Below are 25,915 nucleotides of genomic sequence, written 5' to 3'. Positions count from 1 at the left end.
GCCAGTAACTATGCGCCATGCCGTTCTTTCGAATCGACCGCGAGCTTCACTACTTCGCGCATGTCCCAAAATGTGCCGGGGCCTCGGTCGAGGTGTATCTGAGGAAACGCTTCGGCAGGATCGCCTTCGCCAACTCGCAGTTCTACAACGTGCCAGAGGCGCGGCGCTGGACGAAGTCCTCGCCCCAGCACGTTGACCGCGACGCAGTGGGCCTGCTGATCCCGAAGGAATGGATCGAGTCTAGCTTTGCCGTGGTGCGCCACCCGGTCACCCGCCTGCGCAGCGCTTTCGACTACCAGTTGACCGGCGAGAAAACCGTGCCGGATGGCATGGATATCAACGCGTGGTTCCTCGACTGGGTCGCGCGGCGCGACACGATGCCGTTCCGTTATGACAATCATCCCCGGCCCGCTGCCGACCTCGTGCCGGATGGCGCGACGGTATTCCGGCTGGAGGACGGCGTCCAGGGCGTGGTGGCGCATCTCGACGGCCTGGCCGGAAATACAGACGGCCCGCGCAAGATGCCGCATGAGAACAAGAGCCGCGGCGGCGTGAGCTATGCCGCCGGCCAAGCGCCGCTGTCGGGCGAAGTTCTGGACGTGGTTGCAAAGGTTTACGCAGAGGACTTCAAGCGATTTGGCTATACGTGCGAAGACGTGGTCAAGCAGAAGGCGCCCGACAAACCCCTGCCGAAACAGCGCAAGCCGCTTTTGAAGGGTCTTTTCCGCCGGTAGCTCAGCCGAGGGCCTTCAGATACTGGTAGAGAAACGCGCGCAGGTCGCCCTTGGCATGCGACAGTCCGCCTTTCCTGGCCGTGTACACCACTTCCTGCCGCCGCAGCTTGCGGCTGACCCCGGCGCTGACCTGGCCGGCGTGGATGCGGTTGGCGACCAGGGTGTCGGGCAGGATCACCGGCGCGCCGAAGGCCTGGTGACAGCTGTGATACATGTCGCCGTCCATCAGCCATTGCAGGTTCTCGTCGAACCAGATGTCGTGCCCGGCCTCCAGCGCCAGGACGGAGGGGCTGGAAATTGTATTGAACCCCCAGCGTATGCGATCCTGCCAGCGCGGCACCATCGGGCGCTCCAACGTCTCGCCGTCGCGCGTGACGGCGGAACCCGTCAGCACCCATTTACAGCCGCGATCCTGGAAGGCCTCAAGAACCTGCTGCAAGGCACTGTCATCACACAGGAAATCATCCTGGAACAGGACCTTGAGGATACGACCCCTGGCGTGGCGCATGGCATTGTTCGTGTTGGCCGAGGCCTGCCGCTTGCCCTCTCGATACGCCACCAAGCGGATGGTCAGCCGGTCGGCGTAGGCGGCACAGGCCTCGGCCACGCCGGGCCCGTCGGACTGGTCGGATATCACCACCTCGAAATCCTTGAAGGACTGCCGCGCAAGCCGGTCGAAGGAATGGCCCAGGTAATCGCCCCCGGCGCCACCCATGTCATAGGCGGGGATACAGACGCTGATGGCGGGCGTTGTGCTCATGCCGGTGTCTGTGCCCCAGCCGCGCCGCACCGTGCAACAGAAAAACGGGGGGCCAAGGCCCCCCGGTTCAAGTTTCGCCACTCAGGCTCGATATTTGTACCGCCCGGTTTTCTGCCTGCGGCCTGAGTGCCGTCAAGGAGCGAGCGCACCCGCTCCATGTCGGTTCGGGAAAAGGCTTGGCAGCATCCCCCCTTTGTTTCGGCGGGGTGCGGACCGGTCGGCTCGGCCCTGCCACCCCTTCACGCCCGGTAGGGCGCGATCTTGTCCCCTCAGCTACACCCGCTCGTCGAGCCGCAGGTGTTGCACTTCATGCAGGTGCCGTTGCGCACCAGCGTGTAGTTGCCGCAATCGCCACAGGCCTCGCCCTCGTAGCCCTGCATCCGCGCCTTGGTGGCGGCGTTCATGCCGACGGCTCCGGACGCCACGGCCGTGGTCGTGGTGGCCGTCGCCTGCGCCGTTTCCGGCACCAGCGTCTTCAGCGTGGCCGAGGGATCGGCGGCACCGTCAAGCGCCGTGGCCCCCATGGCCTGCCCGCCGTTGAATACCACCAGCTCCTGCGGCAACCGCTTGCGGAGGTAGCCGGTCGAGCTGATCTGCTTGAGCACTTCCAGCGACTTGTTGGCGGCATCCTCGCTCATCTCCGAGATGTTCGAGACACCCTCTTCCTCGCCGCGGCCAAGGTCGTCAAAGGACGCACCCTGGGGTTTGACATGGGCAAGGTCCGTTCGGTCGAGATAGCTGACCGCCAGTTCACGGAAGATATAGTCGAGGATCGACGTGGCGTTCTTGATCGAGTCGTTGCCCTGCACCATCCCCGCCGGTTCGAACTTGGTGAAGGTAAAGGCGTCGACGAATTCCTCGAGCGGCACACCGTATTGCAGGCCGACCGACACCGCGATGGCGAAGTTGTTCATCATCGCCCGGAACCCGGCGCCTTCCTTGTGCATGTCGATGAAGATCTCGCCAAGCGAACCGTCGCCGTATTCCCCGGTGCGAAGATAGACCTTGTGGCCGCCGACCATCGCCTTCTGGGTATATCCCTTGCGGCGGTCGGGCATCTTCTCGCGATGGGTGCGGACGATCTCCTTGACCACGACCTTCTCGACGATCTTCTCGGCCAGGACCTGCGCCTTTTCCTGGGGGCTGCCGCTTTCCAGCACCTCCTGCGCGTCCTCGTCATCCTCGACAAGGGCCGAGGCCAGCGGCTGGCTGAGTTTCGAGCCGTCGCGGTAGAGTGCGTTGGCCTTGACACCCATGGTCCAGCTCCGCTCGTAGGCCTGCTGGCAATCCTCGATGGTGGCGTCGTTGGGCATGTTGATCGTTTTCGAGATCGCACCCGAGATGAAGCTTTGGGCTGCCGCCATCATGTCGATATGCGAGTTGACCGACAGGAAGCGCTTGCCCTTCTTGCCGCAGGCATTGGCGCAGTCGAAGACCGAGTAGTGCTCTGTCTTGAGATGCGGTGCGCCTTCCAGCGTCATCGTCCCGCAGACATGGTCGTTGGCGGCTTCGATCTCGGCTTTCGAGTAGCCCAGGTGTGCCAGCATGTCGAAGGTCGGGTCGTTCAGCTTGGCGGCCGGGATGCCCAGCACGCGGGTGCAGAACTCCTCGCCCAGCGTCCACTGGTTGAAGACGAAGCGGATGTCGAAGGCCTGGCCCACGGCGTTGTCGACCTTCTCCAGCTCGGCCGGGCCGAAGCCGTGGCCGGCCAGCGACGTGTGGTTCACGCCCGGCGCGTTGCCGATCGTGCCGTGGCCCACCGCGTAGCTGACGATCTCCTCGATCTGGGCGGAGCCGTAGCCCAGTTTCTCCAGCGCCGCCGGAACCGAGCGGTTGATGATCTTGAAGTAACCGCCGCCCGCGAGCTTCTTGAACTTCACCAGCGCGAAATCGGGCTCGATGCCGGTGGTGTCGCAATCCATCACCAGCCCGATCGTGCCGGTGGGGGCGATCACCGTGGCTTGCGCGTTGCGGTAGCCGTGCTGTTCGCCCAGTTCCAAGGCCTCGTCCCAGCACGCCTTGGCGAGATCGACAAGCCGCGCGTCGGGGCATCCGGCATGGTCGAGCGGCACCGGCTTGATGGCAAGGCTCTCGTAACCGTCGCTCGCACCATGGGCGGCGTTCCGGTGGTTGCGCATGACCCGCAGCATGTGCCCGGCGTTGCGCTCGTAGGCCGGGAAGGCCCCCAGCTCGCCCGCCATCTCGGCCGAGGTGGCATAGGCCACGCCGGTCATGATCGCCGTCAGCGCGCCGCACAGGGCGCGGCCTTCGGTCGAGTCGTAACCGTAGCCCATGTTCATCAGCAGCCCGCCGATATTGGCATAACCAAGGCCAAGCGTGCGGGTGTCATAGGAGTTCTGGGCGATTTCCTTCGACGGGAACTGCGCCATCAGAACCGAGATTTCCAGCGTCACGGTCCAGAGCCGGGTGGCGTGGACATAGGCATCGGCGTCGAACTGGCCATCCCGGTAGAAGGACAGCAGGTTCATCGAGGCGAGATTGCAGGCCGTGTCGTCGAGGAACATGTATTCCGAGCACGGGTTCGACCCGCGGATCTCGCCATCTTCCGGGCAGGTGTGCCAGGAATTGATCGTGTCGTGGAACTGGATGCCGGGGTCGGCACAGGCCCAGGCCGCGTGGCCCACGTCTTCCCACAGGTCACGCGCCTTGATGGTCTTGGCGACCGAGCCGTCGGTGCGGTTGATCAGCGCCCAGTCGGCATCGTCCTCAACCGCCTTGAGAAACGCGTCGGTCACCCGGATGGAGTTGTTGGAGTTTTGTCCGGAGACCGACGCGTAGGCTTCACTGTCCCAGTCGGTGTCGTAGGTCGGGAATTCGATGCTGTCATACCCCTGCCGCGCATAGTCCAGCACGCGCTTGACATAGGTTTCGGGGATCGAGGCTTTCTTCGCGCCCCGGATCGCCTCTTTCAGCTGATCGTTCTTCTTGGGGTCGACCGCGTCTTCCGCGCTGCCGTCCCAGCCGCGGATGGCGGCGAAGATGTCGTTCAGCCTGGCTTCATGCATCTTGGACCCGGCCACGATGGAAGCGACCTTCTGCTCCTCGCGCACCTTCCAGTTGATGAACTCCTCGATATCGGGGTGGTCGGCATCGCAGATCACCATCTTGGCGGCGCGGCGCGTGGTGCCGCCCGACTTGATGGCGCCGGCGGCGCGGTCCCCGATTTTGAGGAAGCCCATCAGGCCGCTCGACTTGCCGCCACCCGAAAGGGCTTCCCCCTCGGCACGCAGGGAGGAGAAGTTCGTGCCGGTGCCCGAGCCGTATTTGAAGAGCCGGGCTTCACGCACCCACAGATCCATGATGCCGCCATCGCCCACCAGGTCGTCGGCGACGGACTGGATGAAGCAGGCATGGGGTTGCGGGTGCTCGTAGGCGCTGCTCGATTTGGTCAGGTCGCCCGTCTTGAAGTCGACGTAGTAGTGGCCCTGGCTGGGGCCGTCGATGCCATAGGCCCAGTGCAGGCCCGTGTTGAACCACTGCGGGGAGTTGGGCGCCGCCATCTGGCGCGCCAGCATGAAACGCATCTCGTCGTAATAGGCGCGGGCGTCGTCCTCGGTCGAGAAATAGCCACCCTTCCAGCCCCAGTAGGCCCAGGCGCCGGCCAGCCGGTCGAAGACCTGCTTGGCAGATGTTTCACCGGTGCGCTCGGTCTTGTCCGACGCCGCCACGGAGCGCCACAGGAATTCGGGCACGCCCTTTTCCTTGACCTTCTTGAGCTCGACGGGAACACCCGCCTTGCGGAAATACTTCTGCGCGATCACGTCGCTGGCGACCTGGCTCCAGCGGGCGGGCACTTCGACCTCGTCCAGCCGGAACACGGTGGTGCCGTCGGGATTGCGAATTTCCGAGCTCGTGGTGACGAAATCGAGCTCCGCATATGCGTCTTGACCTGCCTTGGTGAATTTGCGTTCAATTTTCATTGCTGCCCCGTGACTTCAGCATTGCGTTTGTGGTGGCACCGGGTCAGCCTGATGGCCCGGTCCTGTTTTGCGGGTGAACAGGCAGTAAAGGACATATCTGCGGCCAGTGCGCGAGCCGCATGACTTGGCTTGTGGGCTTGTGCCCTCTGTAACCGAGATAGTTCGTCCCTACCGCTTCTCGTCGCCACTATATATTGTGGCTTGTCGATCCGCCTACACAAAGTGGCGTATCACCCCATAGGGGGTCAACGTGTTTTTTTGGATGTGCCGGCCAAAAAAACGTTGATTAATTCTGCCGTTTCGATTCCGCCCGGGCCCGGGAGTGATTCACGGGAATGTTACAATTTCCGGTCCCGCTGTGGATGAGTTACGGAAAGTCTTTCTATGCTTGCGCCTTAACGCCGAAGGCTCCTGTGGACAGTCGCGGCCGGGAAACGATTGGCAGCCCCGCCAGCCGTTCAGCCGGCCCGCAACAGGCACGTGAAAAAAATCTTCACATGACGCCGCAATCGGCCTCAGACCACGACCTGTTGCAGGTCGGGCACGCAGGAATCTACATCTAGTGGCTGAAAGAAGAGTGGTCGGGGCGGCGAGATTCGAACTCACGACCCCCTGTACCCAAAACAGGTGCGCTACCAGACTGCGCCACGCCCCGGACCGTGGGGGGTATCTAATCGGGAAAGGTCGGCTTGAAAAGGCTAAACTGACCGGTCCTGCCCCATCCACGGCAACCGGTTCAGCACGGCCATTTTGCCTCGGCCGACGAGATTGCCGGGTGGCGCATCTCGCTGCCCTCGTCGATCTTCAAGGCATCGGCCATCCCGCCATTGATCTCGAGGATGTACTGTATGTTGTTGCCGCCGAAGATCATCTCTTCGCTTTCCGGTTCGGCCATCCGATGGATGCGCCGCACCGTGCCGGTTTCATCGGCGAAGATCATGTCGAGCGGGATCAGCGTGTTCTTCATCCAGAACCGCACCGTGCGGGCGCTGTCATAGATGAAGAGCATGCCGGCACTGCGGGCCATGCTTTCGCGATGCATCAGACCCTGCGCGCGTTCATCGGCATCGTCGGCGACTTCCACCGTGAACCGGGCCTCACCCCAGTCCCCCCGCAACGAGATCTGGTCGTCCCGGCAGGCACTCTCGGCCGCGGCAAGCGCGGGCAACAAGGACAGCCCCAGCCCCACAAGGGTCAGTCGGATCGTTTTACCGCGGTTTCCCATCCACACACCTCCGTGGCCATCCGGCCGCGTTTACCTTCGATCACCCGGATGGCCAGCGCCTCTCCGGATTGCAGGTCGGCCATACCGGACCTGCGCAACACTTCTATATGGATGAACACGTCCTCGTCACGTCCGAAGGTGTTGGCAAAGCCGAATCCCTTCCCCTTGTCGAACCATTTGACGCGGGCAGGCTCCAGCGGGGCGGCGCGGATCTCCTCGGGGTCGATATCCTCGAGGTCGGCCAAGCCGCTGAGCGTATCCTGGTCCGGCGGCTCGATCGAGAGCACCTCGACCGCCTGGATGCCGCGTTCCGTCTGCTGGACTTCCAGCTCGATCCCGGCGCGGTCGGCAACCGAGCTCTGCCCGAAATTGCGCAGCACATTGGCATGAAGCAGGATATCCGGCCCGCCCTCGTCGGCGACGACGAAGCCGAAGCCCTTGACGGGGTCGAACCACTTGACCTGCCCTTTCAGCCTTCGCGTGTTTTCCCTGTCCTTCGTCACAGCCTTCAACCTACAAGCCCCGCCCTAGACATGTTCGCTCATTAGAGGTGTAGCGGACACACATGGCAAGGCAAATTCCATTTTTATTCAGCACGTTGCAATTGACGCCGCGCAAACCTCAGGGGCTCAGCCGCTGAATTTCCCATGCGTTTTCATGAGTTTCCCGGCGCCAGACGAAGCGATCGTGCAGGCGGAAGGCGCCATCGGCCCAGAACTCTATCTCGAGTGGTACGATCCGGAAACCGCCCCAGAACGGAGGCCGATCGGGATTCGTGCCCTTACGCGACGTCACCTTTGCGACCTCCGCCATGAGCTTGGTGCGCGATTCCAGCGGACGGGACTGCCGAGACGCCCATGCGCCCAGACGGCTCTTGAGGGACCGGGAGGCGAAATAGGTGTCGGCCTCCGGGCCATCCTCCTTCACCACATCGCCGCGCACCCGCACCTGCCGTCGCAGCGATTTCCAGTGCAGCACCATCGCCGCCTTGCCCGTGGCCGCGATCTCCTGCCCCTTCGCGCTTTCGTAATTGGTGTAGAACCAGAACCCCGTGTCGGTGATATCCTTCAGCAGCACCATCCGCACGTTGGGCAGCCCGGCCGGATCGACCGTCGCCAGCGCCGCGGCATTGGGATCGTTGAGCTCGCCCGCCTCGGCCTCGGCCAGCCAATCGCGCGCAATCCGGAACGGGTCGTCCCCTGCGAATATCCCCTCGCGTTCCATGGTTTCGCATCACTCCGTAGAAGTCGTTAACCTTGCTGCTAGGATGGCACGGGCCGGGGCACAAGCCGATTTTCCGACCTGCCGGCTAGACCGTTGTTCCGCCAAGGGCATTTGTTGGCATCGCCATGCCCTTGATGCGGAGTGGTCGATCGCCTAAAGGAATAGCATAATACCAAGTGCGCCGAGGGCAAAAAATGTCGAATACGTTGATGGCAGGCAAACGCGGGCTGATCATGGGCCTTGCGAACGACAAATCGATTGCCTGGGGCATCGCCCGCGCCTGTGCCGAGGCCGGGGCAGAACTGGCCTTTTCCTACCAGGGGGACGCGCTCAAGAAACGCGTGGCGCCGCTGGCCGAACAACTCGGGTCAAACGTGGTCCTGCCCTGCGACGTCAGCGACATGGACAGCGTCGACGCGCTCTTCGCGGAGCTTGAAAAGACCTGGGGCAAGATCGACTTCCTGGTGCACGCCATCGGGTTCTCCGACAAGACCGAGCTGCGTGGCCGCTACGTCGACACGACGCGCACCAACTTCCTCAACACGATGGACATCTCGGTCTACTCCTTCACCGCCGTCGCACAGCGTGCCGAGAAGATGATGAACGAAGGCGGCGCCATGCTGACGCTGACCTATTACGGCGCCGAACAGGTGATGCCGCATTACAATGTCATGGGCATCGCCAAGGCCGCGCTCGAGGCGTCGGTCATGTACCTGGCCGAGGATCTCGGCAAGGATGGTATCCGCGTCAACGCCATTTCGGCCGGCCCGATCAAGACACTTGCCGCCAGCGGGATCGGCGATTTCCGCTATATCCTCAAGTGGAACGAACTGAACTCGCCCCTGCGCCGCAACGTCACGATCGACGATGTCGGCAAGGCGTCTCTCTACCTGCTGTCGGATCTCGGCAGCGGCACGACGGGCGAGGTCCTGCATGTCGACGCGGGCTATCACGTGGTCGGCATGAAGGCCGTCGACGCGCCCGATATCGAGAAGACCTGATGCCATGGATCCGGCCCATCTGATCGCCTTCAACCTGACACTGCTGGCCGCGCTGGCCAGCCCGGGCCCGGCGATGCTGATGGCCCTGCGCACCACCCTGGTCGAGGGGCGCACCGCCGGCATCCTCACGGGCCTCGGCCTCGGCACGGTCGCGGCAGCATGGACAGGCGCGGCGCTGCTGGGGCTCGACGTGATCTTCACGCTCTTCCCCTGGGCCTACATGTCGCTCAAGATTATCGGCGCCGCCTACCTGATCTACCTCGCCGTCTCCATCTGGCGCGAGGCGAAGACGCCACTGGACTCGGCCCAGGCTCCAAGGCGGCGTCCATTCGTCAGCGGCCTGCTCGTCAATTTCGCCAACCCGAAATCCGTGCTCTTCGCCTCCGCCGTTCTCGTGGTCATCTTCCCCCGTGACATGAACCTCGCGCAGAAGGCGCTGATCGTGGGCAACCACATGCTTGTCGAATTCGCGGCCTATACCGCCTTCGCCTGCGCGCTTTCGACCCGTGCGGCACGTGACGGCTACCTCCGGCTGAAACCGGTGCTCGACCGTATCGCGGCCGGGGTGCTGGGCGCGCTCGGGCTGAAACTGGCCTTCGACCGGAGTTGACCCGGGCGAGAAGGACCGCCTTCCGTTCGCCCTGCCTTTGCGCTAATGCGCCCGGAACAACGACGGAGTGACGCCATGCAAGACCGCCTGCCCCACGAAAAAGGGTTCCATGTCAGCTGGGACCAGCTTCACCGCGACGCCCGCGCGCTGGCCTGGCGGCTTCAGGGCGAGGCGCCGGCGGACGGCTGGAAAGCCGTTGTCGCCATCACCCGCGGCGGCATGGCCCCGGCGATGATCGTGGCACGCGAACTCGACATCCGCACCGTCGATACGATCAGCGTCAAATCCTACAACCACCAGACCCAAAGCGCCCCGGTCGTAATCAAGTCCCCCGACATGGACCTTGTCGGCGATGGCGAGGGCGTGCTGATCGTCGATGACCTCGTCGATACCGGCAAGACGCTGGACGTGGTGCGCAAGCACATGCCCAAGGCCAAGGTTGCCACCATCTACGCCAAACCCATGGGCCGCGACATGGTCGACACCTTCGTGACCGAAGTCAGTCAGGACACGTGGATTTTCTTCCCGTGGGACATGGCGCTGCAATATGTCGAGCCCTATCGCGGCGTCTGACCGGCGCCGACGTAATCGAGCGTCGCAACCTGCCCCTGCTCCGGCTTTGGTTGCCTGGATATTCCGGCCCCAGCTTGGCACCGAAGGACCGGCGCGGTAAGAGCGGGAAAGACAACCCACAGGGACCGCCCCATGACCAGCCCTTCCCGCACCGCCACCACCTTCCCGCCGCCGATCATGGCCGCGAAACGCTGGGTCGAGGGGGTGGAGTTTCCCCCCGACCGCCCGCTCATCAACCTCAGCCAGGCCGCCCCGGCCGAGCCGCCGCCCGAAGCGCTCCGACAGGTCATTGCCGAGGCCGCACTGAGCCAGCCCTCGGCGCATCTTTACGGCCCGGTCTTCGGGCTTCCGGCGCTTCGCGAAGAGGTGGCGGAGCAATGGTGCCGTGCCTATGGCGGTGTCATCAAGGCCGAACAGGTCGCCATCACCTCGGGCTGCAACCAGGCCTTCTGCGCCGCGATCACCGCGCTCTGCACCGAAGGCGACGAGGTCATCCTGCCGACCCCGTGGTACTTCAATCACAAGATGTGGCTCGACATGTCGGGCGTGACCGCCGTGCCCCTGCCCACCGGCCCGGAGCTCCTCCCCGATCCGGGCGAGGCCGAGGCGCGGATCACGAACAAGACCCGGGCCATCGTGCTCGTGACACCCAACAACCCGGGCGGCGTGGAGTATCCGGCCGACCTGGTCGAAAGCTTCTACCACCTTGCCCAGGCCCGCGGGCTCAAGCTGATCGTCGACGAGACCTATCGCGATTTCGACGCCCGCCCCGGCGCGGCGCACGGCCTCTTCACCGATCCCGACTGGCCCGACACGCTGATCCAGCTTTACTCCTTCTCCAAGGCCTATCGCCTGACCGGGCACCGGGTCGGCGCCATGGTGGCCCACCCGTCCCTCCTCGCCGAGGTCGAGAAATTCCTCGATACCGTCACCATCTGCCCCAACCAGCTTGGCCAGATCGCCGCGCTCTGGGGCATGCGCAACCTCGGCCAATGGCTGGCCGGAGAACGCGACGAGATCCTCGACCGCCGCGCCGCCATCCACGACAACATGCCGAAGATCACGCCGCAGGGCTGGCAGCTTCTGGGATGCGGCGCCTATTTCGCCTACCTGCGCCACCCGTTCGACATTCCCTCGGACGAACTGGCCCCCCTGCTGGTGCGCGAAGCCGGGGTGCTTCTGCTGCCCGCCACCATGTTCTACCCCGAGGGCGAGGCCCGCGGCGCACGCGAATTGCGCGTCGCCTTCGCCAATGTCGACCGCCCCGCCATCGAAGCGCTTTTCGGCCGTCTGGCGGGTCTCGGCCTGCCCCTTGCCCCCAATGGCGGCAGCGCGTAGACAGGCTCGGAACATCGCTGTCTTACAGGGGAAAACATGGCGAAGAAGGGTATCACGAACACGCTAGTCTGGCTCCTCATGGGCCTGCTCATCCTCGGGCTGGGCGGCTTTGGCGTGACCAACCTTTCCGGCAGCGTCCGATCGATCGGCTCGGTCGGCGATTCCGACATCGATGTCGATGAATATGCCCGCTCGCTCCAACGCGAAATCCGCGCGCTGGAAGCCGAACGCGGCCAGCCCGTCAGCCTCGCCGAGGCCCGCGACATGGGCGTGACCGAATCCGTGCTGGCCCGCCTCATCGCCTCGGCCGCGTTCGACCATGAAACCGGGCAGATCGGCCTGTCGATCGGCGACGAGAACCTGCGCGACGAGATCGTCAACATGCAGCAGTTCCAGGGCGTCGACGGCAATTTCGACCGCGATGGATACCGCTATGCGCTTGATCAGGCCGGTATCTCGGAATCCGCCTTCGAGGCAGATATCCGAGCCGAAACCGCGCGCAGCTTCCTGCAGGCCTCGGTGATGGCCGGCGTCACCATGCCCGAAGGGTATATGCAGACGCTGATGGAATATCTCGGCGAACAGCGCTCGGTCGAATGGTCGGTGCTCGACCGGGGCGATCTGCAAACCGGCCTGCCGGTGCCGGACGACGAGGATCTGCAAAGCTACCATTCCGAGCACGAAGACCAGTTCACCATCCCCGAGCGCAAGCGCATCACCTATGCGCTGCTGACGCCCGACATGCTGATTGACACGGTCGAGGTGGACGAACAGGCCCTGCGCGACGCCTACGAGGCGCGGAATGCCGAGTTCAACCAGCCCGAGCGGCGGCTGGTCGAACGGCTGGTCTTCGGCAACGAGGAGGCGGCACAGGCCGCGCTCGAAAGGATCGAAAGCGGCGAGGCCACGTTCGAAGAACTGGTCTCGGACCGCGGGCTGGAGCTGTCCGATATCGACCTCGGCGACGTGTCACAAGCCGAGCTCGACGGGGCCGGCGAAGACGTGTTCGCGGCCTCAACCGGCGATGTCGTCGGCCCGCTTCCCTCGTCCGTGGGCCCGGCCCTATTCCGCGTGAACGCCGTGCTCGCAGAACAGGTCACCACCTTCGAAGAAGCCGAGCCGGACCTGCGCGCTGAACTGGCCGCTGACCGGGCCCGCCGCGTCGTCGACAGCCGCATTGATGCGGTCGACGATCTTCTGGCCGGTGGCGCCACGATCGAGGATCTCGCCGACGAAACCGATATGGAGCTGGGCCAGATCGACTGGCACGAAGGCATGAGCGACGGTATCGCCGCCTATGAGGCGTTCCGCAGCGCGGCCAACGGCCTGACCGAAGACGATTACCCCGAAGTCATCCAGCTTGACGAGGGCGGAATATTCGCCATGCGCCTGGACGAGGTCGTTCCCCCCGAAGTCCAACCGCTAGACGAGGTGCGCGACGCCGTGACCGCCGCGTGGGAAGCCGACGCGCTCGTGACGGAACTGAAGGCCCAGGCCGAGCCGCTGGTGGCCGACCTGTCCAACGGCGAAAGCCTCGAGGATGTGGGCCTGGCGGTCGACGGGTCGGAAACCATGACCCGCCGCGATTACCGCGCCGAGGTGCCGCCCGCCTTCATCGAGACGGTGTTCGGCATGGAAGAAGGTGGCGCCACGATGATCGAGGGCAATGGCCGCATCTTCGTGATCAAGCTGAACGAGATCCTTCCCCCCGATGCCGAGGACGGCGACCTCGAAGAACTTCAGGGCGCCTTGCAGCAACGCGCCGCGACCAGCCTGTCGCAGGACCTGTTCCAGCTTCTCGCCAACGACATCCGCGCCCGTGCGGGTATCGACCTGGATCAGGCGGCGCTCAACGCCGTGCACTCCAACTTCCAGTAAAGGGCGCCCAAGGTGGAATTGACCCCCTCTTTCGAAACCTTCGCCGAGGGTTACGAGGCCGGAAAGAACCAGGTCGTCTATGCCCGGCTCGCGGCCGACCTCGATACGCCCGTTTCCCTGATGCTCAAGCTGACCGGGGCCGCGCAGGACGCCTTCATGCTGGAATCCGTCACCGGAGGCGAGGTGCGCGGGCGCTATTCGATCATCGGCATGAAGCCCGACCTGATCTGGCAATGCCACGGCACCACCAGCCGTATCAACCGGCAGGCCCGTTATGACGCCGCCGCGTTCGAGGACCAGGAAGGCGGCCCGCTCGACAGCCTGCGCGCCCTGATCGCCGAGTGCCGGATCGACCTGCCCGACGACCTGCCCGCCGCCAGCGCGGGGCTCTTCGGCTACCTGGGCTATGACATGATCCGGCTGGTCGAGCACCTGCCGAACGTCAACCCCGACCCGCTCGGCGTGCCCGACGCGCTGATGCTGCGCCCCTCGGTCGTCGCCGTGCTGGACGGGGTAAAGGGTGACGTGACCGTGGTGGCCCCCGCGTGGGCCGATGCCGGGCTCTCTGCCAGGGCCGCCTATGCCCAGGCCGCCGAACGGGTGATGGATGCCGTGCGCGACCTCGACCGCGCCCTGCCCCAGACCAGCCGCAACCTCGGCGAGGCGCACGAGGATGCGCCGCCCGTGTCGAACTTCACCCGCGAGGCCTATTGCCAGGCCGTCGAGAAGGCCAAGGAATATATCCGCGCCGGCGACATCTTCCAGGTCGTGCCCAGCCAGCGCTGGACCCAGCCGTTCCGCCAGCCGCCCTTCGCCCTCTATCGAAGCCTCCGGCGCACCAACCCGTCGCCCTTCATGTTCTACTTCAATTTCGGCGGCTTCCAGGTGGTCGGTGCCAGCCCCGAGATCCTCGTGCGGGTGTTCGACAAGCAGGTGACCATCCGCCCCATCGCCGGCACCCGCCCCCGCGGCGCCACCCCCGAGGAAGACCGTGCCCACGAGACCGACCTGCTTGCCGACCAGAAGGAACTGGCCGAGCACCTCATGCTCCTCGACCTCGGGCGCAACGACGTGGGCCGGGTCGCGAAAATCGGCAGCGTCCACCCGACCGAGGAATTCATCATCGAACGCTACAGCCACGTGATGCATATCGTCTCGAACGTGGTGGGCGAACTGGCCGAGGATCAGGATGCGCTCTCGGCCCTGCTGGCGGGCCTTCCTGCCGGCACGGTCAGCGGCGCCCCCAAGGTCCGCGCGATGGAGATCATCGACGAGCTCGAACCCGAGAAACGCGGCGTCTACGGCGGCGGCGTGGGCTATTTCAGCGCGGGCGGAGACATGGACATCTGTATCGCGTTGCGCACCGCGCTGGTGAAGGACGAAACACTCTACATCCAGGCCGGCGGCGGTGTCGTCTATGACAGCGACCCGGACGCCGAGTACATGGAGACCGTCCACAAGTCGAACGCCATCCGCCGGGCTGCCGCCGATGCGGCCCGATTCACCGGTGAAGGGAACGGCTGAGGAACCGTTCAGGTCTCTCGGTTGCGTTTCTCTGAGGTTTTCCACTTGGCAGGCGGCACAAGCGGCGCAGGCGCCTTGCTGTCACCCGCGGGGCCCAGCACACGCGTCACCGGGCTCACAGCCCCTTCCGGCATCAATTCGAAGCCCGTCCGCTTGATTCGCTGAAGCACCCGCGCCGCAAGGTTCGGGTTGCGCTGGTTGTACATCTTCTTGCGCAGGAACCAGAACAGGAACCGCTCGTAGGGGAACTCGGCGATGCCGATCTCCTTCAGCGCTTTCTCGGCCTCCTCCTCCGTGCGCACGGTCCAGGCACAGGCAGCGAAATCGCTCCGGCCGAACAGGATGGCCGGGACGCGATGAAACAGCCCCTCGAAGGAAGCCCCGGAACAGATCGAAACGGAGCAATACGCCCCTTCCAGAAGGTCGTGGATGTTGGCATCGATGACCTGCACGTCCGCCTCCCGCTCGGCCAGCATCAGCGCGTGGGCCGAGGCGATGGTGTCCGGGAACTTCGGATGCGGCTTTATCAGCACCCGGCGCCCCTGCCGATGACGCATCACGAGGTCGAGCATCTCGGTTTCCATCATGTGCATGCTGCGCAGCACCGGGTCGGACAGGCCCTGCAAGAAGACGATAATCGCATCCTGCCCGATAGCTTCCCTGCGCTCGGGCTGGTCGTATTTCGAAACACCCCGCTCCACCGTCTTGCCATGGAGCGCGTTGAAGAACTTCTTCGCCTGCCTGCCATTCACCCCCGCCAGCCGCGGATTGGCATTTATCATCGAGCTGTCGCACAGCACCCCGCGCTGATCGAGATACCAATAGGGCCAGACATAGGCGATGCCGCAGTTGAGCAGGTTGAACCGCCGCAGGAACCCGTGATGGACGAGGTGGAAATCCTCCTTCGAGTAGGTGCTCAGCTCGGTCGTCGAGGGCCGCTCGACGAAGTCCACCTCCAACCCCATGCGCCGCAGCTCGGGCGCGATCCGGCCGTAGAGCCCGAAGCCCGCCTGCCCGTGCCGGTCCAGAAGGTTGCCGGGCACGTGGATGAGAAGTTTCGGCGCTACCATCGGCGGATCGTCCATGACCATTGCGCGGGGTCGTCGAATATCAGTTCGCTGACCACGTCGTTGAATTGCTGCATCATCTTCTTCGGCTCGCCCGGCGGAATGGGCGCCGCCATGTGTACCCGAAACCGGCTGTGCCGCCCCTGCCGCAGCACGAAGCACGGGATCAGCGGCGCACCATGCGCCAGCGCCAGTTTCGCGGGCGTCAGTGATGTCGGCGCCTTCCGCTGCCCCAGGAACCTGAGCCGCGCCCCCCGCCGGTCGCGATGGTCGCCCAGCATCACCACCGGGTTGCCTTCGCCCAGGAAGGAAATGAACTCTTTCAGGCTGCCTTCATACTGCCGGTGCTTCCGGTGACCGATCTTGAAGCCCGCCTGCCCCATCTGGCCCAGAACCCGCTCGAACCGGCTGTCGAGCAGCAGGTTGCCCCGCGTGCGGTACAGGAACCCCGCCCTTATCCCCAGCGCCGCCAGCATCTGAAGCCCGACTACGTAGTTTCCCACATGCCCCGTCAACAGGATGACCGGCTTGCCCGCCTCGACGGCTTCGAAGAACGGCGCCTTTCCCGGCCCATCGATCTCGGGCTTTCCGAGGGCCGGAAGGAATTGCTCGGCATTCATGATCTCGCCGTAGAACCGCGCCTGGTTCCCCAGGATGCGCCGCTCGAGCCCCCGGCGCGCCCGGTCGCTTTCATCCGCGAAGACCCGCGCAAGGTTGGCCCGGACGATGTCGCGCTGTCCCGACAGCCGGGCAAAGATCGCGCGATACCACCACGCCACCCACAGCACCCGAGCACGAAATACAACCGACATGACTGACAAACCCCGGACAACCCCGAACACAGTGATACCAGATTTTTCCTTTGTGGGGGAAAACGTGCGAATTTGGGCCGAAAGAAAGGTTTCAATTGGCCGGCGAGCACGGCTATCTGGGGCCATGACCCGCGTGATCCTGTTCAACAAGCCCTACGGCGTGCTGTCGCAATTCACCGACAAGGGCACCGAGGGCAGCACGCGCCCGACCCTGTCGGCCTTTATCGACGTGCCGGGCGTCTATCCCGCCGGACGGCTCGACCGTGACAGCGAGGGGCTGCTGGTTCTCACCGATAACGGCCGGCTGCAGGCGCGCATCGCCGATCCGAAACACAAGCAGGAAAAGACCTATCTCGTGCAGGTCGAAGGCACGCCGGACGAGGCGGCGCTGGCCGCGTTACGGGGCGGTGTCGACCTGAAAGACGGCCGCACGCGCCCCGCAAAGGCCCGGCTGATCGACCCACCGAAGATATGGGAGCGTGACCCTCCCATCCGCTTCCGCAAGTCGGTGCCGGATTGCTGGCTGGAACTCGCCATTTCCGAAGGCCGGAACCGACAGGTGCGGCGGATGACGGCCCATGTGGGCCACCCCACCCTGCGCCTCGTCCGCTGGCGCATCGGCGGCTGGGCGATCGACGACCTCGTCCCCGGCGAATGGCGGGATGGCGATACCGGCATTTCGGCCTGAGGCGCCTTGCCCTGATCTACTGCTCCGCCTTCAACACGGCCGACACCGGCGCCAACGCCACGCTGCCGGCCCGGTCCTGCAACCCCCAAAGCAGCAGCGCGCTCACCGTTTCGGCCCTCAACCGGCCCACCATCACCACACCCTGCTCCTGCTGCCCGGCCTTGAACGCCGCCTGGTCGAGGAACCGGCGGATCACCGTGGCATCCTGTCCTTCACTGTCGAAATCACGGAACACCGACACCACCGGCACACCCTGCCGCGACATCAGCTTCTGCGCCGTATCGAGCCCGTTGGGAAACAGCACCAGCCCGTGCCCGCTGTCCTGGAGAATGGGAATCAACTGCTCGGTCGCGGCCCGGCTGGACTGAAGCCCGCCATCGAGGCCCTCCATCACCGCCACGGCCTCCGGAACGGCGCCGAGGTAGGACTGCATCGCCACTTCCGCATCCGTCGCCCCCGCCCCCGGCGGCAGGTCCGCTATGGCAAGCACTTCCAGCCCCGCCGCCCGGTACTTCTCGGCGGCCTCCGCCGCGCCCGGCCAACTGGCATCGACCGCGTAGCTGATCGGGTACGGAAAATCGGCCAGCGCCTCGAAGCTGATCGGGCTGCTGCCATCGTCGATCAGCACGATCGCCATGAGCGGCTTGCCCTCCGGGTTGGAAAACGGCGCCGCGAAAGCTTCCAGCGGCGGCGGGTTGTCTTCCTGGGCGGACCCGTCATCGCTGACCGACGGCAGACGGTCGGTTGTCACGCCTTCGGCGAGGTCGCCGATGGTTCCGGAGGTCTCTTCCGGCTCGTCTCCCAGAACCGCCATGTCCTCGCCGGAGACATCCTGTTCGGGCATCTCCTCGTCGGCGACCTCCGGATCGGCCATCTCGTCTCCGGCCGGCGCGGCCTCCTGTGGCTGAACCTCGGGGGTATCCTGCAGCTCGAGCTCCGCCCGCGGTTCGGGTTCCGTACTCTCTTCGGGGTCGGCCTCCACCTCCTCCTGCGCCGGGAATGCGCCGCTCTCCTCCTCGACCTCGGGCTGCACCGGCTGGGCCGGCTCCGTGGAAATCGAGAGGTCATCCTCGCTGTCGGGCGCTTCCGGCGCCAGCGCCTGCGGGCTGGGCAGAACCGGCTCGTCGCTGTCCACGTCAACGCCGGAACTGCCGGCTTGCGCCTCGGGCGAGTTCAGCGTGCTCTCGGCGCTGCCTGTCTGCGGCTGAGAGGCCGGGGCGGTATCGGCCCCTTCCAGCGAACTCAGGTCATCGGGTTCCGGCGCCTCGACCTGGGGCACGCTGTCGGCACTGGGGGTCTCGTCGGCGGCCGGCAACTCGGCCTCGGTATCCTCCCGCGACTGGTTGAATTCCGACGCGGCAGGCACTTCGACCTCACCGGCTTCCGGCGGCGCCTGTTCCGGCAGCGACGTCACCACCGACGCCGTCCCGAGCGCCAAACCGGAAAGAATTGCCCCCGTCAGAAAACCGCCCAATACCCCGCGTAGCACCAATTCTGCCCTCTTAATTGCCGTTTCGTTACCTTTGCGCCCCTTGACGGTGCCTTGCAACCCTGAACAAGTATACCGCGACTGAACCACCGGGCTAAAGCCCCCCAATCCCGTCAGGATGCTGGAAATGCTGCTACTGATCGATAATTACGACAGTTTTACCTACAATCTCGTGCACTACGTGGGTGAACTCGGGGCCGACGTGGTGGTGCGGCGGAACGACGCCCTGAACGTGCAGGAGGCGATGGCGATGAACCCGGCCGGCATCCTTCTCTCACCCGGCCCCTGCGACCCGGACCAGGCCGGCATCTGCCTTGCCCTGACCGAGGCCGCGGCTGAGACGAAGACGCCGCTGCTGGGCGTCTGCCTCGGCCACCAGGCCATCGGCCAGGCCTTTGGCGGCAAGGTCATCCGCCATTCCGAGATCGTGCATGGCAAGATGGGCCATATCCAGCACACCGGCAAAGGCCTTTTCGCCGGCTTGCCGTCTCCCTTCGAGGCGACACGCTACCATTCCCTCGTGGTCGAGCGCAGCTCTTGCCCGGAAAGCCTTGAAATCACCGCAGAACTCGAAGACGGCACCATCATGGGGCTGCAACATCGCGAGTTGCCTGTCCATGGCGTTCAGTTCCACCCGGAATCGATCGCCTCCCAGCACGGGCACGCGTTGCTCAAGAATTTCCTCGACACCATGAAGGTGCCCGCATGAGCGACATAAGACCCCTCATCGGCATCGCCGCCGACCGTGCCCTCTCGCGCGAGGAGGCCGAAGCGGCCTTCAACTGCCTCTTCGAGGGCGAGGCCACCCCGGCCCAGACCGGCGGTTTCCTGATGGCCCTGCGCACCCGTGGCGAGACGGTCGACGAATACACCGCCGCCGCCTCGGTGATGCGCGCGAAATGCAACAAGGTCAGCAGCCTGCCCGGCGCCATGGATATCGTCGGCACCGGGGGCGACGGCAAGGGCACGCTCAACATCTCGACCGCAACTGCCTTCGTCGTCGCCGGCGCAGGCGTGCCCGTGGCCAAGCACGGCAACCGCAACCTCAGCTCCAAATCCGGCGCAGCCGACGCGCTGACGCAACTCGGCGTCAACGTGATGGTCGGCCCCAAGGTCGTTGAAAAGGCTCTGAAAGCCGCGGGCATCGCCTTCATGATGGCCCCCATGCATCACCCGGCCATGGCCCATGTCGGCCCGGTGCGCACCGAACTCGGCACCCGCACCATCTTCAACATCCTCGGGCCCCTGACCAACCCGGCGGGCGTCAAACGGCAACTCACCGGCGCCTTCGCCCGTGACCTGATCCGCCCGATGGCCGAAACCCTGGGCAAACTCGGCTCCGAACGCGCCTGGCTCGTCCATGGCAGCGACGGCACCGACGAGATGACCATCACCGGCGTCACCTGGCTCGCCGCGCTCGAGGAAGACGGCAGCATTCGCGAAACCGAGATTCACCCCGAGGATGCGGGCCTGCCCGTCCACCCGTTCGAGGATATCCTCGGCGGCACCCCGCAACAGAACGCCGAGGCATTCCGCGCCCTGCTCGACGGGGCGCCGGGCGCCTACCGCGACGCCGTGCTGCTGAACTCTGCTGCCGCGCTGGTTGTCGCCGGGAAATCGGAAAACCTGAAAGACGGGGTGGACCTTGCCCGCGAAAGCCTCGATAGCGGGGCCGCCCGGGCGAAGATCGAAACCCTCGCCCAAGTCACATCGGAGGCCGCATGAGCACGCCCACGATCCTTGAGGACATCAAGGCCTACAAACTCGAAGAAATCGCCGCCGCCAAGCAGGCAACCAGCCCCGAGGAAATCGAGGCTCAGGCCGAGGCGGCCCCGGCGGTCCGGCCCTTCGCCGACGCACTCCTGCAGGCCAGCAAGACCGGCTTCGGCCTGATCGCCGAGATCAAGAAGGCCAGCCCCTCGAAAGGCATGATCCGCCCCGATTTCGACCCACCTGCGCTGGCCAATGCCTACGAGGAGGGCGGCGCCGCCTGCCTCTCCGTCCTGACCGACACGCCCAGCTTCCAGGGCTCGCCCGAGTTCCTCAAGCAGGCCCGCGCAGCCTGTGACCTGCCGGTTCTTCGCAAGGACTTCATGTACGACACCTACCAGGTGGCCGAAGCGCGCGCCTGGGGGGCCGACTGTATCCTGATCATCATGGCCTCGGTCACCGACGAACAGGCTGCCGCGCTCGAAGCCGCGGCCATGCGCTGGGGCATGGACGCGCTCATCGAGGTCCACAACAAGGCCGAGCTCGACCGTGCCGCCATGCTGAAATCCAAGCTCATCGGCATCAACAACCGCGACCTCAACACGTTCGAGACCACGCTCGATACCTCGCGGGAACTCTCACGCCTCGTGCCCCCGGAAAAGATCATCGTCTGCGAAAGCGGCCTGACCGGCCCGGCAGACCTGGCCGACATGGCCCGCTACGGCGCCCGCTGTTTCCTGATCGGCGAGGCGCTGATGCGGCAGGAGGACGTGATGACCGCCACCAAGGCCATGCTCGACGTGCCCTCCGTGCCCGGGGGGATGATGTGAGCGGGCTGACCCATTTCGACGGCGACGGCCATGCGCATATGGTCGACGTCTCCGAAAAGGACGTGACCGCGCGCATAGCCGTGGCCGAGGGTCACGTGAAGATGGCCCGGAAAACCTTTGATATCATGGCAGAAGGCCGGGCCAAGAAAGGCGATGTCCTGGCCGTCGCGCGGCTCGCGGGGATCATGGGCGCCAAGAAGACGGCCGAGCTGATCCCGCTGTGCCACCCGCTTCCCGTCACCAAGGTCTCGGTCGACCTCACCCCCGATGCCGACCTGCCCGGCGTGCGCATCGAGGCGACGGTCAAGACCACCGGCCAGACCGGGGTCGAGATGGAAGCCCTCACCGCCGTCAGCACCGCCGCGCTCACCGTCTACGACATGCTCAAGGCCGTCGACCGCGCCATGGAAATCGGCGGCACGCGCGTGAAACTGAAAGACGGCGGAAAATCTGGCCGTTACGAGGCGTCATGATATCGGTCGACGAGGCGCTCGCGCACCTGTTCTCCCTGGTTGCCCCGCTGCCATGCGAGTCCATCCCCCTGCAGGACGCCGCGGGCCGCATTCTCGCCAAACCCGCCACCGCCCGGCGCGACCAGCCCCCCTTTCCGGCCTCGGCCATGGACGGCTACGCGGTCCGCGCGGATGACGTCACACCCGGCGCCCGGCTCGAGGTGATCGGCGAGGCCGCGGCGGGCCATGGTTTCCCCGGCAACGTAAAACCCGGCCAGGCCGTCCGCATCTTCACCGGCGCCCCTGTGCCAGAGGGCGCCGACCGTGTCGTGATCCAGGAAGATGTCACGCGCGAGGGCGACACGATCACCCTTGGCGACAGGCTCGACGAAGGCCCCCACATCCGCCGCAAGGGCATCGACTTTGCCACGGGCGACACCATCGACGCGCCCCGCCTTCTGACACCGTCCGACATCGCGCTACTGGCCGCGATGAACATCCCGCAGGTGATGGTCAGCCGCAAACCCGTCGTGGCGCTCATCTCCACCGGCGACGAACTGGTCATGCCGGGCGACGATCCCGGCCCGGACCAGATCATCGCGTCGAACACCTTTGGCCTGAAAGCGATGCTCGAACAGATGGGCGCCTCGGCCCGCCTTCTGCCCATCGCCCGCGACAACACCGCCTCCCTCGAAATGGCCTTCGACCTTGCCGAGGGCGCCGACCTCGTCGTCACCATCGGCGGCGCCTCGGTGGGCGATCATGACCTCGTGGGCGACGTCGCCGCCAGCCTCGGGATGGAGCGCAGCTTCTACAAGGTGAAGATGCGCCCCGGCAAACCGCTCATGGCCGGCCGCATGGGCCGCACCGCGATGGTGGGCCTTCCGGGCAACCCGGTCTCCGCCATGGTCTGCGGCCACGTCTTCCTCGCGCCCATGATCCGCGTGATGCTGGGCCTCGGCGCCACCCCGGCCCCGCGCCGCACGGCACGGCTGGCACAGGACATCCCCGCCAACGGCCCGCGCGAGCATTACATGCGCGCCACCCTCACGGACGACGGCCTCACCCCGGCCGAGAGGCAGGACAGCTCGCTCCTCTCCGTCCTGGCCCGCGCCAACGCCCTCATGATCCGCCCGCCCGACGACCCCGCGCGCGCGAAGGGCGACCGGATCGACTATATCGACATCTGACTTATCCACAGGTTTTGTTCACCAGAGTTGACACAAAACGGGAACATGCGTAGAACAAACGTAAACGTATGGTCGCGGAGGACGTGCAACATGCTGACCAAGAAACAACTCGATCTGCTGGAATTCATTCACAAACGGGTACAGCGCGACGGGGTACCGCCCAGCTTCGACGAGATGAAGGATGCGCTCGACCTGCGCTCGAAATCGGGCATCCACCGCCTGATCACGGCGCTCGAGGAACGCGGCTTCATCCGCCGCCTGGCCCACCGGGCCCGGGCGCTGGAAATCGTGAAACTGCCGGAAAGCCTCGGCGGCACAGCCGGCGGGTTCGAGCCCCGGGTGATCGAAGGCGACAGGCCAGATACCGAGGCGCCGGCCAATGCCATGCCGGTCGCGCAAGCGGCGGCCACGGAACTGCCCCTGATGGGCCGTATCGCCGCCGGTGTCCCGATCGAGGCCATCGCCCATGCCAGCCACAACGTCGCCGTGCCCGGCGACATGCTCAGCGGCAAGGGCCATCACTACGCGCTTGAAGTCAAAGGCGATTCGATGATCGGCGTCGGCATTAACGACGGCGACGTGGTGGTCATCCGCGAGACCGAAACGGCCGATAACGGCGACATCGTCGTGGCCCTGGTCGAGGATCAGGAAGCCACGCTCAAGAAGTTCTACCGCAACGGCAACGCCATCGCGCTCGAGGCGGCAAACCCCGCCTACGAAACCCGCGTCCTGCCCGAGGACAAGGTGCGCGTACAGGGCAAACTGGTCGGTCTCATCCGCACCTACTGAGTGTTCCACAGCCGCGCGCCGGTCACCTCGCGCGCGGTCACCTCCCGGACCTTGCCGCCATCATCGAAGAGGGCAATCGCCCCGGTGGCGCGCAGCGTCTCCGGCGTGATCACGCGACAGGGCAAGTCCACCGTCGGCATAGCCGTCAGCACGATCCAGTCGTCGGGGCGGCAGGTGGTCAGCGCCTCCGACGCGCGTTTGCCCGACAGGGCGATGACGGGCCACCCCGTTTCGACCACGTCGCCCCAGCGTTCATGCGCGACCTCCTGTTCCTCCGCATCGCCATCGTTCTCCAGCCAGATATCCGCCACGAACCCCGCCCCGCGCGGCTTGCTGAGGGCGCGGCCCTCCTCGGTCATCACGCCCACCAGCGCCCCGGTATCCGAGATCAGCACATCGGGCCGCCCCGTCTGCGCCCAAAGCACGAACCCAAGCGCCGCAGGCGCCAGCCCGGCCAGCCGGAACCGTCCCTGCCACAGGATCAGCAGCAGCGCCCCGCCGGCAATCAGCGGCAGCACCGCCGGCCCCGGCCCCGGCACCGTGCCCCTTGCCCCCTCCAGCCCGGAAATCCAATGCGCCACGCCAAGGATCCAGCCAAGCCCCTGACCCATGATCCAGAGCGGCAGCCAATCCAGCCCCATGGGCAGCAGGCACACCGAAACAAGCGCCGCGGGCATCACCAGCACCCCCATCAACGGCACGCTCAACAGGTTCGCGGGCAGGCCGTAATGGGCGACCTGGTTGAAATGCGCCGCCGCGAACGGCGCCGTGGCCAGCCCCGCCACCAATGACGAGACCGCCACCGCCACCGCCGGCCGCAGCCAGCGCGGCCCGAGCGAAATCTCCTTATCCCGGAACCAGCCGAAGACCGCCACCAGCGCCGTCGTCGCCGCAAAGGACATCTGGAAGCCGGGCCCGAGCATCGCCTCCGGCCGCAGCACCAGCACGATCAGCGCCGCCATCGCCACGGCCCGGAGCGACAGCGCCCGCCGGTCCGCCATCACCGCGAACAGCATCACCGCCACCATCACGAAGGCCCGCTCGGTCGCAACGTTGCCCCCGGACAGCGAATAATACCCCGCCGCCGCCACCACGGCGACTCCTGCCGCGATCTTTTTCGATGGCAGGCGCAGCCCCAGGTAGGGAACAGCCGCGAAGCCCAGCCGCACCGCCCCGAAGACCACCCCGGCCAAAAGGCCGAGGTGCAGCCCCGAAATGGCCAGCAGATGCGCGAGGTTGGAAATTCGCAGCGCCTCCAGCGTGTCCTGCCCGATGCCCGACCTGTCGCCCGTCATGATCGCCGCGGCAAACGCGCCCGTCTCGCCCGGCAATACCCCCTGAACCCTGTCCGACAGCCACATCCGCGCCTTGAACAGCCACTGTCCCCTGCCCGCAGGCTCAAGCAGAAGCACCGGCGTGCGCGTATAGCCCACCGCCCCCAGCCGCTTGAACCAGGCGTGCCGCTGGAAGTCGAACCCGGCCGGTTCCACCGGGCCGGCAGGCGGCGACAGGTGCCCGGTCAGGATCACTGTCATCCCCGGCGCCGGATCGAGATGGCCCTGCACCCCGTGCAGCGAAACCCGCACCCGCTCCGGCGTCCGCGCCGGCGACACCCGCGCAAGCACGACCCGGTCGAGCGTCAGCCGCAGCGCGTCCGACCCCGACCGGTCCAACCCCACGATCCGCCCCTCGACCGGCCCGTAATACCGCCATGTCAGCACCGGCGCCTTGACCCAATGCGCACGTGCGCCGGCAATGCAGAACCCCAGCGCCACCAGGGCCACCGCCAACAGGACCGGCGACACCAGCGCCCCGGCCCGGACGGCCAGGCCGATGCACAGCACCCCAGCCCCGCCGATCCAGAGATACTGCAACGGCGCCGGTTCGACTTTCACGGCAAAGTACAGGCCGACCCCCGCCGCCAACGCCACGGGCGCCCAGCAGAACAGATGCCCCCGCTGCGCCAGCCATGCGGAAACGGCGCTATGGACGAGTTCCAAGACTTGTTTCCCCTCCGGCGGGCCGATAGACAGTCATGGAAAACTGATCCGTTCGATATCCCCCAAAACCGTTACCGAAA

General features: G+C 65.6%; 23 protein-coding genes and 1 tRNA gene. 14 read left to right on the top strand and 10 right to left on the bottom strand.

Annotated elements, in window-relative coordinates:
* Window positions 1-17 precede the first annotated feature (17 nt).
* Complete coding sequence (locus QUV18_RS06355; protein ID WP_300892616.1) at window positions 18-734, top strand: sulfotransferase family 2 domain-containing protein; 717 nt, start codon at window positions 18-20, stop codon at window positions 732-734.
* A gap of 1 nt (window position 735) precedes the next feature.
* Here QUV18_RS06355 and QUV18_RS06350 read toward each other — a convergent pair whose 3' ends face one another.
* The 6 genes from QUV18_RS06350 to pdxH form a co-directional block, all read right to left on the bottom strand.
* Window positions 736-1,494 carry a glycosyltransferase family 2 protein gene (locus QUV18_RS06350; RefSeq protein WP_300892614.1) on the bottom strand — a complete coding sequence of 253 codons (759 nt, stop codon included), beginning with the start codon at window positions 1,492-1,494 and terminating at the stop codon, window positions 736-738.
* 269 nt (window positions 1,495-1,763) lie between these two features.
* Window positions 1,764-5,435: a vitamin B12-dependent ribonucleotide reductase gene (locus QUV18_RS06345; protein ID WP_300892612.1), complete on the bottom strand. Its 3,672-nt coding sequence runs from the start codon at window positions 5,433-5,435 to the stop codon at window positions 1,764-1,766.
* A 578-nt stretch (window positions 5,436-6,013) separates the two neighbouring features.
* A tRNA-Pro gene (locus tag QUV18_RS06340) sits at window positions 6,014-6,090 on the bottom strand.
* A gap of 81 nt (window positions 6,091-6,171) precedes the next feature.
* On the bottom strand, window positions 6,172-6,660 hold the full coding sequence (locus tag QUV18_RS06335; RefSeq protein WP_300892610.1) for a DUF192 domain-containing protein: 489 nt from the start codon (window positions 6,658-6,660) through the stop codon (window positions 6,172-6,174).
* Complete coding sequence (locus tag QUV18_RS06330; RefSeq protein ID WP_300892607.1) at window positions 6,630-7,163, bottom strand: cold-shock protein; 534 nt, start codon at window positions 7,161-7,163, stop codon at window positions 6,630-6,632. Before QUV18_RS06330 ends, QUV18_RS06335 begins: the two co-directional genes overlap by 31 nt.
* Window positions 7,164-7,281: 118 nt before the next feature.
* A complete protein-coding gene (pdxH, locus tag QUV18_RS06325; protein ID WP_300892605.1) occupies window positions 7,282-7,884 on the bottom strand; it encodes a pyridoxamine 5'-phosphate oxidase in 603 nt (200 codons plus the stop codon).
* Between the two features lie 194 nt (window positions 7,885-8,078).
* Between pdxH and fabI the strand changes: the two genes are divergently transcribed.
* The 6 genes from fabI to trpE all read left to right on the top strand — a co-directional run bounded on the left by fabI (window position 8,079) and on the right by trpE (window position 14,808).
* Entirely contained in the window at window positions 8,079-8,885 is an 807-nt protein-coding gene (gene fabI, locus QUV18_RS06320) for an enoyl-ACP reductase FabI (RefSeq protein WP_300892604.1), read from the top strand.
* A 4-nt stretch (window positions 8,886-8,889) separates the two neighbouring features.
* Window positions 8,890-9,495, top strand: coding sequence for a LysE family translocator (locus tag QUV18_RS06315; protein WP_300892603.1), 606 nt, complete (start codon window positions 8,890-8,892; stop codon window positions 9,493-9,495).
* 75 nt (window positions 9,496-9,570) lie between these two features.
* Window positions 9,571-10,068, top strand: coding sequence for a xanthine phosphoribosyltransferase (gene gpt, locus QUV18_RS06310; protein WP_300892601.1), 498 nt, complete (start codon window positions 9,571-9,573; stop codon window positions 10,066-10,068).
* Window positions 10,069-10,200: 132 nt separating this feature from the next.
* On the top strand, window positions 10,201-11,406 hold the full coding sequence (locus QUV18_RS06305) for an aminotransferase (protein ID WP_300892599.1): 1,206 nt from the start codon (window positions 10,201-10,203) through the stop codon (window positions 11,404-11,406).
* A 36-nt stretch (window positions 11,407-11,442) separates the two neighbouring features.
* Window positions 11,443-13,284 carry a peptidyl-prolyl cis-trans isomerase gene (locus QUV18_RS06300; protein ID WP_300892597.1) on the top strand — a complete coding sequence of 614 codons (1,842 nt, stop codon included), beginning with the start codon at window positions 11,443-11,445 and terminating at the stop codon, window positions 13,282-13,284.
* Window positions 13,285-13,296: 12 nt separating this feature from the next.
* Window positions 13,297-14,808, top strand: a complete 1,512-nt coding sequence (gene trpE / locus QUV18_RS06295) for an anthranilate synthase component I (protein WP_300892595.1) — start codon at window positions 13,297-13,299, stop codon at window positions 14,806-14,808.
* Between the two features lie 8 nt (window positions 14,809-14,816).
* Here trpE and QUV18_RS06290 read toward each other — a convergent pair whose 3' ends face one another.
* Both QUV18_RS06290 and QUV18_RS06285 read right to left on the bottom strand, forming a co-directional pair.
* The gene (locus tag QUV18_RS06290; protein WP_300892593.1) at window positions 14,817-15,893 is read right to left on the bottom strand and encodes a hypothetical protein; all 1,077 of its coding nucleotides are present in this window, start codon (window positions 15,891-15,893) and stop codon (window positions 14,817-14,819) included.
* Window positions 15,872-16,687: a lysophospholipid acyltransferase family protein gene (locus QUV18_RS06285; protein WP_300892592.1), complete on the bottom strand. Its 816-nt coding sequence runs from the start codon at window positions 16,685-16,687 to the stop codon at window positions 15,872-15,874. Before QUV18_RS06285 ends, QUV18_RS06290 begins: the two co-directional genes overlap by 22 nt.
* A 124-nt stretch (window positions 16,688-16,811) precedes the next feature.
* Between QUV18_RS06285 and QUV18_RS06280 the strand changes: the two genes are divergently transcribed.
* Window positions 16,812-17,375 carry an rRNA large subunit pseudouridine synthase E gene (locus QUV18_RS06280; protein ID WP_300892591.1) on the top strand — a complete coding sequence of 188 codons (564 nt, stop codon included), beginning with the start codon at window positions 16,812-16,814 and terminating at the stop codon, window positions 17,373-17,375.
* Between the two features lie 16 nt (window positions 17,376-17,391).
* On the opposite strand, the gene QUV18_RS06275 is transcribed toward QUV18_RS06280, so the two are convergent.
* Window positions 17,392-18,789, bottom strand: coding sequence for a polysaccharide deacteylase family 2 protein (locus QUV18_RS06275; RefSeq protein ID WP_300892589.1), 1,398 nt, complete (start codon window positions 18,787-18,789; stop codon window positions 17,392-17,394).
* Window positions 18,790-18,991: 202 nt separating this feature from the next.
* Here QUV18_RS06275 and QUV18_RS06270 point away from each other — a divergent pair, with 202 nt between their 5' ends.
* From QUV18_RS06270 to lexA, 6 genes are all read left to right on the top strand, one after another.
* Complete coding sequence (locus QUV18_RS06270; protein WP_300892587.1) at window positions 18,992-19,573, top strand: aminodeoxychorismate/anthranilate synthase component II; 582 nt, start codon at window positions 18,992-18,994, stop codon at window positions 19,571-19,573.
* On the top strand, window positions 19,570-20,589 hold the full coding sequence (trpD, locus tag QUV18_RS06265; RefSeq protein ID WP_300892585.1) for an anthranilate phosphoribosyltransferase: 1,020 nt from the start codon (window positions 19,570-19,572) through the stop codon (window positions 20,587-20,589). Before QUV18_RS06270 ends, trpD begins: the two co-directional genes overlap by 4 nt.
* Window positions 20,586-21,404 (top strand): indole-3-glycerol phosphate synthase TrpC, encoded by an 819-nt coding sequence (trpC, locus tag QUV18_RS06260; RefSeq protein WP_300892583.1) that lies wholly within the window; start codon window positions 20,586-20,588, stop codon window positions 21,402-21,404. The genes trpD and trpC overlap by 4 nt, the downstream gene beginning before the upstream one ends.
* Window positions 21,401-21,877 carry a cyclic pyranopterin monophosphate synthase MoaC gene (gene moaC, locus QUV18_RS06255; RefSeq protein ID WP_300892581.1) on the top strand — a complete coding sequence of 159 codons (477 nt, stop codon included), beginning with the start codon at window positions 21,401-21,403 and terminating at the stop codon, window positions 21,875-21,877. The genes trpC and moaC overlap by 4 nt, the downstream gene beginning before the upstream one ends.
* A complete protein-coding gene (gene glp, locus QUV18_RS06250) occupies window positions 21,874-23,046 on the top strand; it encodes a gephyrin-like molybdotransferase Glp (protein WP_300892579.1) in 1,173 nt (390 codons plus the stop codon). The genes moaC and glp overlap by 4 nt, the downstream gene beginning before the upstream one ends.
* Window positions 23,047-23,136: 90 nt before the next feature.
* Window positions 23,137-23,835, top strand: coding sequence for a transcriptional repressor LexA (lexA, locus tag QUV18_RS06245; RefSeq protein WP_300892577.1), 699 nt, complete (start codon window positions 23,137-23,139; stop codon window positions 23,833-23,835).
* On the opposite strand, the gene QUV18_RS06240 is transcribed toward lexA, so the two are convergent.
* Window positions 23,829-25,835, bottom strand: a complete 2,007-nt coding sequence (locus QUV18_RS06240; protein WP_300892574.1) for a ComEC/Rec2 family competence protein — start codon at window positions 25,833-25,835, stop codon at window positions 23,829-23,831. The two genes, lexA and QUV18_RS06240, sit on opposite strands and share 7 nt — an antisense overlap.
* Window positions 25,836-25,915 lie beyond the last annotated feature (80 nt).

Origin of the sequence: Roseovarius sp. (assembly GCF_030373445.1) — a bacterium.
GTDB lineage: Bacteria > Pseudomonadota > Alphaproteobacteria > Rhodobacterales > Rhodobacteraceae > Roseovarius.
Note: the sequence above shows the minus strand (reverse complement) of the source record. Positions and strands in the feature narration are given on the sequence as shown.